The sequence below is a fragment of the Sulfitobacter mediterraneus genome, from assembly GCF_003054325.1.
GTDB lineage: Bacteria > Pseudomonadota > Alphaproteobacteria > Rhodobacterales > Rhodobacteraceae > Sulfitobacter > Sulfitobacter mediterraneus.
Map to the genome: position 1 here is coordinate 294,884 of NZ_QBKU01000004.1, position 12,000 is coordinate 306,883.

The window sequence follows — 12,000 nt, forward strand, 5'->3', positions numbered from 1 at the left end:
GCGCTCTCCTTGGGCTTCACGCTCAGACTGTCACGGCAGGCAGGGAGGGAAAAGAGGCGAAATGCCAATACGGGGCAGGGGGTTTACACGGCGGCACAGCTTTGAAACATTGCGCCGAACCCGGAGCACCTGCGCAGATACGCGGCCTCCGCCCTTTTTCCCGATACAATTGGAGTTTTCGATGGCTGAGGTCAAATCAGGCGATAAAGTTGCCATTCACTACACTGGGACGTTGCTGGACGGCACGACCTTTGACAGTTCCGAAGGCCGCGAGCCGCTGGAATTCGAAGTTGGCTCTGGCCAGATCATTCCCGGCCTTGATGTTGCGATCCCCGGCATGGCGGTTGGCGATAAAAAGGTTGTGAAGATCGCCTGTGCAGATGCTTACGGCCCGCTGAACCCAGAGATGCGCCAAGCAGTCCCGCGCGAAGGCATTCCGGCGGATATCCCGCTTGAGGTTGGCACGCAGTTGCAGATGCAAACACCTGACGGGCAGGCGCTGCCGGTGATGGTGGTCGAGCTGGACGAGGCGACCGTGACACTGGATGCCAATCACCCGCTGGCGGGCAAAGACCTGCAATTTGATATTGAGCTGATTTCAATCGGCTAAGGATTGGACGGGGCTGCGGCCCTAATCCCCGATTTTTCGGGCGGCGACACGCCGCCCGGCTTGGGCCGCCAATGCACTGCCATCAGGCGTATCGGTCACTGGCCGGTTGATCCTGATCCCGCCATTGCCTTGTGTGTTGGTCGGCAAGGGCGCGTTTGCGAACTGCGGCTGGTCCCGTTTGGTCAGTTTGAGAATGCCATTGATCCCTGCATCCATCAAATCCTGGCGCAGCTGCGGCTCTGACCTGAGGATCGCGCCGATGGTCAGCATCAAAACAAGCCCAAGGATACGCGCCCAGAACATCGAACGCCGCGACCGATCACGCCGCGATTGCAAGGTCTCGTGTTTGTATGTTTCGCCAAAACTCATACCCGAGGGGTAGACCAACAAATCGGCAGAAAAAGGGCAGGCAGGCCAAAAGATCAGAATTTGCAACTGCCCCTCGCCGCCACCTGACAAAGCGATTAAGCAGGGTGCATGAACACATCTGATACATTTGAGATTTTCCTCGTTTGCGCACCGGGCGTTGAGCCGCTTTTGCATCAAGAGGTGAGCGAACGTGGCTTTGCCGATCCGCAAATTACCGGCGGTGGCGTGACCATCATGGGCGGTTGGCCCGATGTTTGGCGGGCCAATCTGGAATTGCGCGGCGCGGTTCGGGTGCTGGCGCGGATCGGATCTTTCATGGCCTTCCATCTGGCGCAGTTGGACAAACGGTCTCGCAAATTCCCATGGGGTGATGTGCTGCGCACCGATGTGCCGGTTAAGGTGCAGGTGACGTGCAAAGCCTCCAAGATCTATCACGCCAAGGCTGCAACCCAGCGGATTGAAACCGCCCTGCGCGAAAGCCATGGCATCACCATTTCGCCCGAGGCCGAGATGGTGGTGAAGGTGCGTATTCACGACAATCAGGTCACGATCAGCCTCGATACCAGTGGCGAGGCCTTGCACAAGCGCGGCCACAAAGAAGCGGTTGGCAAAGCGCCAATGCGCGAAAACCTCGCGGCGCTGTTTTTGCGCCAATGCGGATATGACGGGCAGGAACCTGTCGTTGATCCGATGTGCGGGTCCGGCACATTTTTGATCGAAGCGGCAGAGATCGCTGCGGGCTTGCAACCGGGGCGCAGCCGGCGGTTCGCCTTTGAGGATCTGGCGAGTTTTGATGAGGTCGCTTGGGAGGCAATGAAGAAGGGTGCGTCGCAAGGCTTTTCAAAGAAACAGTTTTTTGGATCCGACAGGGATGCTGGCGCAATCCGGATGAGCACGGCCAATGCCGAACGGGCAGGTGTTGTACAGGCGTGCAGCTTTTCCTGCCATGGCGCGGGTGAGATCACGCCGCCAGAGGGGCCGCCCGGTTTGGTGATTGTCAATCCGCCCTATGGTGCGCGGATTGGCAACAAGAAATTGCTTTACCCACTATACGGCACTTTGGGGCAGACCTTGCTGGACCGGTTCAAGGGCTGGCGTGTTGGGCTGGTCACGTCTGAGCCGCCTTTGGCCAAGGCGACCGGACTACCGTGGAAACCGCTTGGCCCATCCGTGGCGCATGGCGGGTTGAAAATCTGGCTGTGGCAGACGCCGCCGCTGCGGTAGGGGATTGGGCGGCAGTTTGGGCAGGTATGGCGGGGTGAACCCCGCCCTACGACCATCTCTGTTTTTAAAGGTTGTCTTGCTGGGGCATGCCCAGAACATGGAAACCGCCGTCCACGCGGACAATCTCACCCGTGGTGCATGCACCCGCATCCGAGGCCAGATAAACCGCCGTGCCGCCCACCGCCTCAAGCGTCGCGTTGGAACGCAGGGGGGCGTTCTGGTCCGTATGTTTGTAGGTCTTGCGGGCACCGCCGATGGCTGCGCCTGCCAGCGTTTTCATCGGGCCGGGTGAAATGGCGTTTACCCGGATGCCTTCGGGGCCCAGATCATTGGCCAGATAGCGCGTCGCGCTCTCCAACGCTGCTTTGGCTACACCCATGACATTGTAGTTTGGCACAACGCGGTTGGACCCCTGATAGGTCAGCGTCATCAACGTGCCGCCGTTTTCCACCATCAGCGGATGGGCGCGGCGGGCCACTTCGATAAAGCTGTAGGCGGAGATATCCATCGAGTTCTTAAAGTTCTCGCGGCTGGTGTTCAAAAACCGCCCGGTCAGTTCAGATTTGTCGGAAAACGCAATCGCATGGACCACAAAATCAATGGTCGGCCAACGGCTTGCCAGTTGATCAAAGGCGGTATCAAGCGATGCATCATCGGTCACATCCACATCGACCATGAAGTCCGAGCCAACCGATTCCGCCAATGGCCGCAAACGCGAGCCAAAGGCCTCGCCCTGATAGGTAAAGGCCAGTTCGGCCCCGGCACCGGCCATCGCCTTGGCAATGCCCCAAGCAATCGACCGTTCATTCGCGACACCCATGATCAGGCCGCGTTTCCCTTTAAGCAAATCCGACATTTTGTTCCTCACCCCTGATACTTGGACAGGATCATAGACCCGTTGGTGCCACCAAAGCCAAAGGAATTGGTCATGACAGAATCCAATCCGGCGTTTTCAACCAGATCTGTTGCAATCTCTTCTGGCTTAAGCGCCGGATCGAGGGTTTCGACGTTGATCGACGGTGTGATGAAATCATTTTCCAGCATCAACAGGCAAAAAATCGCCTCCATCGCGCCCGCCGCGCCCTGACCGTGACCGGTAAGGGATTTGGTTGAGCTGACGGGCGGTGTGTTTCCGATCCCAAAGACGCGGCGCACCGCTTCGATTTCGCCAACATCGCCGACCGGGGTCGAAGTGCCATGCGCGTTGATATAGCTGACTTTGCGGCCTTCGGGCAGGGTGGCCAGTGCCAGTTCCATCGCCCGCTGTCCGCCCTCGCCAGAGGGGGCAACCATGTCATGGCCGTCCGATGTCGCGGCAAAGCCGGTGACCTCGGCATAGATTTTTGCACCGCGGGCCAAGGCGTGGTCCAGATCTTCCAGCACCACGATGCCGCCGCCGCCAGTGATGACAAAGCCATCGCGATTGGCGTCAAACGCGCGGGAGGCTTTTTCTGGTGTGTCGTTGTACTTGCTGCTCATCGCGCCCATGGCGTCAAACAGGCAAGACAACGTCCAGTCCAGTTCCTCGCCGCCACCGGCAAACATCACGTCCTGCTTGCCCAGCATGATCTGTTCTGCCGCTGATCCCATGCAGTGCAGGGAGGTCGAACAAGCCGAGGTGATCGAATAGTTGATGCCCTTGATCTTGTAGGCAGTAGAGAGGTTGGCGCTGATCGTGGAGGACATGCACTTTGGCACGGCAAATGGCCCGATCCGCTTGGTCGCGCCGGTTTTATCGACGGTGTCATGGGCGATTTTCATCGCTGAGGTGGACGGCCCGCCAGAGCCTGCAATCAGACCTGTGCGCGGGTTGCTGATGATGTCATCGCCCAGCCCTGCATCTGCAATCGCTTGGCCCATCGCGATATGGGCATAGGCGGCACCCGGCCCCATGAACCGCAAGGTGCGCTTGTCCACATGTTCAGAGACATCCAGCTTGATCGTGCCAGCGATCTGGCTGCGGAACCCATGTTCGATCATTTCAGGGCTGGCTTCGATCCCCGATTTCCCCGCTTTCAAAGAGGCAATCACCTCTTCGGCGTTGTTTCCGATGGATGAGACAATGCCCAGACCTGTAACGACAACACGGCGCATACCGCACTCCTTTGTTTGGTTGGTTCTGTGTATGACAGCACGGCGCTGGGGCGCAAGCGGTTAGGGGGGATGAGGAGGGAGGTCACAGGTTGGTCCGGCTTGCCAAGCCAACCCGGATTTTTGGCCTCAGCTCTCGCTCAGCGCGACTTTCATGCCAGTCACCTGATAGATCACTTCGCCGTCCGCCTCGACGATGCCGTCAGCCACGCCCATGGTCAGGCGGCGGGTTTGGATCGCCTTGGTGAAATCAATCTTGTAGGTCAGCATCTTGCGGTCAGGGCGGACCATACCGGTCAGTTTGACCTCGCCAACGCCAAGCGCGTAACCGCGCCCTTGCCAGCCGCGCCAGCCAAGGTTGAAACCGGTCAGTTGCCACAGGCCGTCAAGGCCCAGACAGCCGGGCATGATCGGGTTGCCGGGAAAGTGGCAATCAAAGAACCACAGGTCCGGGGTGATATCGAACTCTGCCGTGATGTGACCTTTGCCATGTGCGCCGCCATCCCCGGATACATCCGTGATCCGGTCCATCATCAGCATGGGCGGGGCAGGCAATTGTGCGTTGCCGGGGCCAAACAGCTTTCCTTCGGCGCATTTCAACAGATCTTCTTTGTCAAAGCTGGTGGGGTATTCGGCCATAGGGTCGGCTCTCCTGCGTCACGTGGTTCCAAGTTGACCTGATCTAGCACCCCGATTGCCCAAGCCGCAAGTCAAAGCCCGTGGGGGGCGGCATAAGCACTGTTGTGCATAGAGGGCGAATAGTCATTGAAAACAAGGGCCGCCGCGCCCTATATGGTAGGCAGGGACGACGCGCAACGGAGCCATCATGACACAGATGCATCAACAGAACGGCACGCGCTGGCTGGAACAGGCCGGGGTGCGCCCAACACGGCAGCGGGTCACATTGGCCAGCCTTCTGGTGGGTGATGGCCAGCACCGTCACGTCACTGCCGAAAGCCTGTTTGAGGCCGCCAAAGGGCAGGGCGATGCCGTGTCATTGGCGACTGTTTACAATACCTTACGGGCGTTTTGTGATGCCGGTTTGTTGCAAGAGGTGACCGTTGACGGCTCCAAAAGTTATTTCGACACCAACACCCATGACCACCCGCATTTCTACTGGGAAGACGATGCGCGGCTGACCGATGCGCCAGCCGATCAACTGGTGATTTCGCAGGTGCCGGACGCCCCTGACGGGGCCGAGATTGCCAGCGTGGACGTGGTGATCCGCTTGCGCCGTAAATCGAATTAAGCGCCGCCAAAGCGGAATAAATCCGCCTTCTCCAAAGTCTCTGCAATCAAATGCAATGTGCCGCCGGGCGCAGGATCGCCCAATTGTGCCAATACGACAGGCTCCTCCGCGGCGGGGTCGGTGACGGGAATGGCGCGAAGGTCACGGCCATCGTAGCTTTGCCTTGATGGCGGCACGGAATAGCTGATGCCGATGCCCTCCCCATGGGCGGCGAGGGATCGCATCACCTCAACCGGGGCGGCGTGGCCCGCCAAATGCGGGGTGAATCCGGCGCTTTGGCAGAGTTTAACCATATGCTGCACCGACAATCCGTCATCTGACAGGATCAATTGTTCATGCGCCAAATCGCTCAGGGTCAATGCGGCGCGGCCCGCCAGCGGGTGATCCATAGCGACAAAGGCATGGGGGCGCAGGTGCCCCAGAACCCGTTTGCTGAACCGGGCATCCAGACCGATATCCCAGGTGATCGCCAGATCAATTGTCCCTTCGGTCATATCGCGCACCAGCGTTTCAAAACTACCGAGCCTGCTGTGCAGCTCCATCTCCGGCAGGGATTGGCGCAGGCGGCTGAGGGCGGGGGCCAGAACAAAGGGCGCCAGATCGTGGAAACAGCCCAAGGCGGCGCTGGTCTGTGAGAGCGGAGATCGGCCCGATTGTTCCAATCGGCGGGCCGATGCGATCAGGGATTTGGCCTCTTTGACAAAACTGCGCCCGTCCGGGGTTATTGTCGCGCCTTGACCGCGTCCCCGTAGAAACAAGGGCCGCTGCAATCGCGCCTCGATAATATCCAGCGCATTGGACAGCGAGGGTTGCGACACGTTCAGATGCGCGGCAGCCGCAGACAGGCTGCCGTGATCGGCGATGGCCGCGACATAGCTGTAGTGCCTAAGCGTTAGATATAACATCAGCCTATTCCGTTGTTTCACATTTATTATTTGAAACTAACGGCGGCGGGCGCGAATGTCATGGCAAGACACAGCCAAAGGACAATCAAATGCCACATCCTCTTATCACGCAGGACCAGATTGACAGCTACCAACGCGACGGTGTGGTGCTGATCAAAGGTCTGTTTGCAGGCCATGTTGAAACCCTTCGGGCCGGTGTGGCCCGCAATATGGAAGCGCCGGGGCCATATGCCTCCAACAACGACAAGCCGGGCGAGACGGGCCTGTTTTTTGACGATTATTGCAACTGGGATCGTATCCCCGAGTTTGAAGCGGTGATCCGCACATCAGACGCGGCCCAGATTGCCGCCGAATTGATGCAAAGCCAGTCTGCACAGCTCTTTCATGATCATGTGTTGGTCAAAGAGCCGGGCACCTCGATGGCCACCCCATGGCATCAGGATGGACCGTATTATTTTGTTGGCGGTCAACAGACGGTCAGCTTTTGGTCGCCGCTTGATCCGGTGCATGAGGCATCGCTGCGCTGTGTTGCGGGATCGCATTTATGGGAAAAGCCCGTGCTGCCGACCCGTTGGGCCAAGGGCGATGCGTTCTTTGATCCTGCGCCTTATATGGCGGTGCCGGACCCGGATGCCGAAGGCATGGACATCCGCGAATGGGCGATGGAACCCGGTGATGCGGTGGCTTTCAATTATGGCATTCTGCACGGGGCGCGGGGCAATACCTCAGGTACACGCCGCCGCGCGTTTTCCCTACGGATGGTGGGGGATGATGCCCGCTATACCCAGCGGCCCGGCCCGACATCGCCGCCCTATCCCGGCCATGACATGACCGAAGGCCAAAGGCTGCGCGAGGATTGGTTTCCTGTGCTCTGGCCGCGCTGATCAGGGCTTTGAGCGGCGGCGCATTCCTTGCCGCCGCAAATTGATCCGCGTGCCTTCGGGCTGTTGCCCTTTCAGAACCATTGCCCCGGCTCCATCAACCCCAGATCGAGCAACTGCCGCGAATGCCATTCAAAAGCGGCGGAGTTGTGCCACTTGAAGCTGTCGATCTGAAAGGTGCTGCCGGGATTGGACTTGAGCGCCTTGGCCGTGCGAAAAGAACAGACCGCCGCCGTGATGTTGTGGTGCCAAGGACAGGCGTAGGTGTTGTATTCTTCGTCATTGAAGGTGTGATCCCAGCGCAGGCGCAGCCCCTTCTTGGCGCGGAACAACGGAATGCGGTCAATCTTGCGCCTCGTGGCGGGCACATGTTCCTCATACCGCCAGCGTAGCCCCCCAAAGAAATCAAGCTGCCGTTCCTTGGGGCTATTGCCATTGGCATCGTCTTTGCGGGCCAAAGCGTAATAGCCCGATTTGTCCAGATGGGCCCGGTCCAGCGACACCGCATTTGGATGTTCGCCCAGATCGTCGGAATAAAGATCAATTACATACGCCAAAAGCGCAGAGCGCCGCTCTTCGGTGTGAAAGGCCAGCATTTCAACAACATTGCGGGTCTCGCAGAACGGATAGAATAGGTATTCGGCATTGTAGCAGTAATACATCCACTGCCCGGCGGCGGGATCAATCAGAGCGTTGATCGCAGCCTCCATCGCCATTTCGACGGACATGTCATAATCGACCCTATGGATCGTCTCGGACAGGTCGCGGGGCAGATCAAACTCCGGCGGCATCAATGCGATGATGGTTTTGAACCCTGCCTGTTGATGGTGCCGCAAGGATGTGTCGATCTCGACGTTATCCTCCACCATGATCACCGCCACCGGCCCCTTGGCCAATGCCTCAGGCGCGTCTTTGATCAATTCATCGAGCGAAGAATGGTGCATAGGGCCTCACGGACAATCGTTGAGCGCAGAATCGGCCAATTCCACCTCCATTGCAAGCCATGGCAGGCACTGTTACATGGCGGCTTCTGCCTTTTGATCCGGATATCTGCCATGACCACGCCTAAGAAACTGTTTATCAAGACATACGGCTGTCAGATGAATGTCTATGACAGCGAACGCATGGTCGAAGCGCTGGGCGGCGAAGGCTATGTTGAGACAAAGACCGCCGATGACGCGGACATGATCCTGCTCAACACCTGTCACATCCGGGAAAAGGCCGCCGAAAAGGTCTATTCCGAACTGGGACGCCTCAAGCCGCTCAAGGCGTTGAATCCGGATCTCAAGATCGGCGTGGCGGGCTGTGTTGCGCAGGCCGAAGGCGAAGAGATCATGCGCCGCCAGCCCGCAGTGGATCTGGTGGTTGGGCCGCAATCCTACCACCGGCTGCCCCAGATGGAGGCAAAGGTGCGCAAGGGAGAAACCGCGCTCGATACCGATTTCCCCGAAGAAGACAAGTTTGAGCATCTTAAATCGCGCCCGCAAACCAAACGCGCCCCGGCGGCGTTTTTGACAGTTCAGGAAGGCTGCGACAAATTTTGCGCCTTCTGCGTTGTGCCCTATACCCGCGGCGCAGAGGTCAGCCGCCCTGCAACCCGCGTTCTGGATGAGGCCCGCGCGCTGGTCGATCGCGGGGTGCACGAGGTCACTTTGCTGGGCCAGAACGTCAATGCATACCACGGCGCTGGCCCCAAGGGTGACATGACACTGGCCGCATTGGTGCGGGAGCTGGCCAAAATCGACGGGCTGGACCGCATTCGCTACACCACCAGCCACCCCAACGATATGGAAGACGATCTGATCGCCGCGCACGGCGAGGTTGAGGCGCTGATGCCATATCTGCATTTGCCGGTGCAATCCGGCTCGGATCACATTCTCAAACGGATGAACCGCAGTCACACCGCAGAAAGCTATCTGCGTCTGATCGAACGCATCCGGGCTGTGCGGCCCGATATCCTGATGTCTGGCGATTTCATTGTCGGTTTCCCCGAAGAAAGCGATGCGGATTTTGAGGCCACCATGGATCTGGTGCGCGAGGTCCGCTACGGCTATGCGTATTCGTTCAGGTATTCGACCCGCCCGGGTACTCCGGCGGCAGAACGCGCGTTGATCCCCGATGACGTGGCCAATGACCGTTTGCAGCGGTTGCAGGCGTTGATCACCCAGCATCAAAAAGAGATCCAGCAAAGCATGGTCGGACGCGAATTGTCAGTTCTGGTCGAGAAATCCGGGCGTAATCCGGGGCAGATGCTTGGTAAATCCGAATATTTACATGCGGTTCATATTGATGACGCGCAGGCACAGATTGGCGACATCGTGCCAGTTAAAATTGTGAAATCAATGACAAATTCCCTCACTGCACGACAGATTTCATAACGAAACAACCCTGCGCTGATTGCGCCTGCCTAGGTTCTGGCGCATTTTATTGGGTGCGTTAACACTTTCACCCCCTAAATGTTGATATCTGTGCTTCACAGAAGCTGTTTTTCTGCATAACCTCAAAGGGAATGCAGGCGACAGCGGCGTGTGGGCAAAATGCCCGTCCGCCGAAACCGAAAAGCGAGGAATTCTTGTGATAAACACGATCTCAAGGCTGATCGGCACTTGGTCTATTGCGGCTGTGATGGCCTGCCTGTTGGCTGCGCCGATGGCTTTTGCGCAAACCGCATCACAGCAGGGCCGCGATCAGGGTCAATATGTGCCGGGCATCTGGGTTGATCCGGATGGCTGTGAACATTGGGTCATGGACGACGGCGCAGAAGGGTTCATGAGCCCGCATTTGACGCGCGATGGCAAACCCGTCTGCCGGGGGGGCAATATCTGCGGTGTCCTGAACTCGGATCAGTTTTTTGCCACCAACAGTTTTCGCCTCGGGGCCTCGGCACAGGAACGGCTGGCCGCGTTTTTTCAAAACGAACAGGCGACGTCATTTGTGATCACCGGCCACACCGACAGCCGCGCCTCGGATGCATATAACATGAGGTTATCGCTAAACCGGGCCAATGCAGTGGCTGCGATTGCCCGCGCAAACGGCGGCAACGTCAGTGATGTGCGCGGCTATGGGGAACGCAAACCCACCGCCACCAATGCAACCGCCGCTGGCCGGGCCAAGAACCGCCGCGTCGAAATCCTCTGTGTGCGGTGAAGGATATGATGATGCAAAAGACCAAATTTATTGCTGTCACGGCCTGCGTGCTTGGCCTCGCGGCTTGCGCCGATATGGAGGCCGGCCCCGGTGTGGGGTTCAAGGCTGACAAATCCTTTGACCGCGGTTTTGACAAAAAACCGCTAAGCGAGCTGCAAGCAGGCATTTGGGTGGATCCAAATGGCTGTGACCACTGGATCGTCGATGACGGGGTTGAGGGCTATTTGTCGCCCCGCCTGGATCGTGACGGCAAACCGGTTTGTAGTGGCGATGTCCCGCCAACCTACACCTCGGGGGATTTCAAACGCGGCTCAAATGTGCCGGATCCGAACTGAACATGCGCCAGTGCCGCACCATCATCGGGCCGGAGCGTGTGACGCTCCGGCCCTTATTGTTTTTGCGGGATGCAATCGCCCCGCAATCGCCCTATCTACTGAGTCTGAGTGCAAGCAAAGGAGCGCCACTTGCCTGAAAGCGATCTGATGACAGCCGCCACACCAAACGCTGATCCTGTTGTGCTGGAATTTCCGGACAACCGTCTGTTGATTGATCTGTGCGGCGCCTATGATGCCCATCTCGCCGCCATCGAAAAGGCGCTGGAGGTGCAGATCATCCGCCGCGGCAATCAATTGTCCGTGTTGGGTGAAGTAGATGCAGCCCAACAGGCGAGCCAATTGCTCAACATGCTTTACGCCCGCCTCGAAGGGGGGCGCGCAGTGGAACCTGCGGATGTGGACAGCCTTATTCGCATGGGCGGATCAGAGGTCGATACCGGCGTGCGCCAGGGCGATCAGATCGAAATGCCCATTGGTCAGGCAATCGAAATCCAAACCCGCAAAAAACGGGTAGAGCCGCGCACAGAGGCACAGAAAGCTTACGTGCAATCGCTGTTTGACAACGAACTGGCCTTTGGCATCGGCCCGGCGGGCACCGGCAAGACCTATCTGGCCGTGGCCGTGGGGGTTAGCATGTTCATTGGCGGCCATGTGGACCGGATCATCCTCAGCCGCCCGGCGGTCGAGGCGGGTGAAAAACTCGGCTATCTGCCCGGCGATATGAAAGACAAGGTCGATCCCTACATGCAGCCGCTATATGACGCGCTGAATGATTTTCTGCCGGGCAAACAGCTGGCAAAACTGCTTGAAGAAAAACGCATCGAAATCGCGCCGCTGGCCTTCATGCGCGGGCGCACGCTGTCCAATGCTTTTGTGGTGCTGGACGAGGCCCAAAACGCCACCTCCATGCAGATGAAAATGTTCCTGACCCGCCTTGGCGAGGGCTCGCGCATGGTGATCACCGGGGACCGCACCCAGATCGACCTGCCGCGCGGTGTGCCATCAGGGCTGGCCGATGCCGAACGCCTGCTGAACCGCATCCCAAAGATCAGCTTTAACTATTTCACCTCCAAGGATGTTGTGCGCCACCCGCTGGTCGCCGCCATCATCGAAGCTTACGAGGCCGAGGCAGAGCGCAAAGCATGATGGGCGTCCTCTCCCTTTTTGGCCTTAAATATTCCGGGGGTCC

The 12,000-nt window shown here is 58.5% G+C and carries 14 protein-coding genes; 8 read left to right on the forward strand and 6 right to left on the reverse strand.

Annotated features, from left to right (window positions below; genetic code table 11):
* Nucleotides 1-181: 181 nt before the first annotated feature.
* The gene (locus tag C8N31_RS08800) at nt 182-610 is read left to right on the forward strand and encodes an FKBP-type peptidyl-prolyl cis-trans isomerase (protein ID WP_025049806.1); all 429 of its coding nucleotides are present in this window, start codon (nt 182-184) and stop codon (nt 608-610) included.
* A 21-nt stretch (nt 611-631) separates the two neighbouring features.
* Here the strand turns inward: C8N31_RS08800 and C8N31_RS08805 are convergent, their stop codons facing one another.
* Entirely contained in the window at nt 632-979 is a 348-nt protein-coding gene (locus tag C8N31_RS08805) for a hypothetical protein (protein ID WP_146173120.1), read from the reverse strand.
* A gap of 108 nt (nt 980-1,087) precedes the next feature.
* On the opposite strand from C8N31_RS08805, the gene C8N31_RS08810 reads away from it, so the two are divergent.
* The gene (locus tag C8N31_RS08810) at nt 1,088-2,203 is read left to right on the forward strand and encodes a THUMP domain-containing class I SAM-dependent RNA methyltransferase (protein WP_025049808.1); all 1,116 of its coding nucleotides are present in this window, start codon (nt 1,088-1,090) and stop codon (nt 2,201-2,203) included.
* A 64-nt stretch (nt 2,204-2,267) separates the two neighbouring features.
* Here C8N31_RS08810 and C8N31_RS08815 read toward each other — a convergent pair whose 3' ends face one another.
* The 3 genes from C8N31_RS08815 to fabA form a co-directional block, all read right to left on the reverse strand.
* Entirely contained in the window at nt 2,268-3,059 is a 792-nt protein-coding gene (locus C8N31_RS08815) for an enoyl-ACP reductase FabI (RefSeq protein WP_025049809.1), read from the reverse strand.
* An 8-nt stretch (nt 3,060-3,067) separates the two neighbouring features.
* Nucleotides 3,068-4,297, reverse strand: coding sequence for a beta-ketoacyl-ACP synthase I (fabB, locus tag C8N31_RS08820; RefSeq protein ID WP_025049810.1), 1,230 nt, complete (start codon nt 4,295-4,297; stop codon nt 3,068-3,070).
* A 126-nt stretch (nt 4,298-4,423) separates the two neighbouring features.
* Nucleotides 4,424-4,933, reverse strand: coding sequence for a bifunctional 3-hydroxydecanoyl-ACP dehydratase/trans-2-decenoyl-ACP isomerase (gene fabA / locus C8N31_RS08825; protein WP_025049811.1), 510 nt, complete (start codon nt 4,931-4,933; stop codon nt 4,424-4,426).
* Between the two features lie 187 nt (nt 4,934-5,120).
* Here fabA and irrA point away from each other — a divergent pair, with 187 nt between their 5' ends.
* Nucleotides 5,121-5,543, forward strand: a complete 423-nt coding sequence (irrA, locus tag C8N31_RS08830) for an iron response transcriptional regulator IrrA (RefSeq protein WP_025049812.1) — start codon at nt 5,121-5,123, stop codon at nt 5,541-5,543.
* Here the strand turns inward: irrA and C8N31_RS08835 are convergent.
* The gene (locus tag C8N31_RS08835) at nt 5,540-6,448 is read right to left on the reverse strand and encodes a LysR family transcriptional regulator (RefSeq protein ID WP_025049813.1); all 909 of its coding nucleotides are present in this window, start codon (nt 6,446-6,448) and stop codon (nt 5,540-5,542) included. The genes irrA and C8N31_RS08835 overlap by 4 nt on opposite strands.
* Nucleotides 6,449-6,537: 89 nt before the next feature.
* Here C8N31_RS08835 and C8N31_RS08840 point away from each other — a divergent pair, with 89 nt between their 5' ends.
* The gene (locus tag C8N31_RS08840) at nt 6,538-7,332 is read left to right on the forward strand and encodes a phytanoyl-CoA dioxygenase family protein (RefSeq protein ID WP_025049814.1); all 795 of its coding nucleotides are present in this window, start codon (nt 6,538-6,540) and stop codon (nt 7,330-7,332) included.
* Nucleotides 7,333-7,403: 71 nt separating this feature from the next.
* On the opposite strand, the gene C8N31_RS08845 is transcribed toward C8N31_RS08840, so the two are convergent.
* The gene (locus C8N31_RS08845) at nt 7,404-8,273 is read right to left on the reverse strand and encodes a hypothetical protein (RefSeq protein WP_025049815.1); all 870 of its coding nucleotides are present in this window, start codon (nt 8,271-8,273) and stop codon (nt 7,404-7,406) included.
* Nucleotides 8,274-8,384: 111 nt separating this feature from the next.
* On the opposite strand from C8N31_RS08845, the gene miaB reads away from it, so the two are divergent.
* The 4 genes from miaB (at nt 8,385) to C8N31_RS08865 (ending at nt 11,957) form a co-directional block, all read left to right on the forward strand.
* Nucleotides 8,385-9,707, forward strand: a complete 1,323-nt coding sequence (miaB, locus tag C8N31_RS08850; RefSeq protein WP_025049816.1) for a tRNA (N6-isopentenyl adenosine(37)-C2)-methylthiotransferase MiaB — start codon at nt 8,385-8,387, stop codon at nt 9,705-9,707.
* Nucleotides 9,708-9,903: 196 nt separating this feature from the next.
* Entirely contained in the window at nt 9,904-10,476 is a 573-nt protein-coding gene (locus tag C8N31_RS08855; protein WP_025049817.1) for an OmpA family protein, read from the forward strand.
* 11 nt (nt 10,477-10,487) lie between these two features.
* Nucleotides 10,488-10,811 carry a hypothetical protein gene (locus C8N31_RS08860; protein ID WP_025049818.1) on the forward strand — a complete coding sequence of 108 codons (324 nt, stop codon included), beginning with the start codon at nt 10,488-10,490 and terminating at the stop codon, nt 10,809-10,811.
* A 147-nt stretch (nt 10,812-10,958) separates the two neighbouring features.
* Nucleotides 10,959-11,957, forward strand: a complete 999-nt coding sequence (locus C8N31_RS08865) for a PhoH family protein (protein WP_037918997.1) — start codon at nt 10,959-10,961, stop codon at nt 11,955-11,957.
* Nucleotides 11,958-12,000 lie beyond the last annotated feature (43 nt).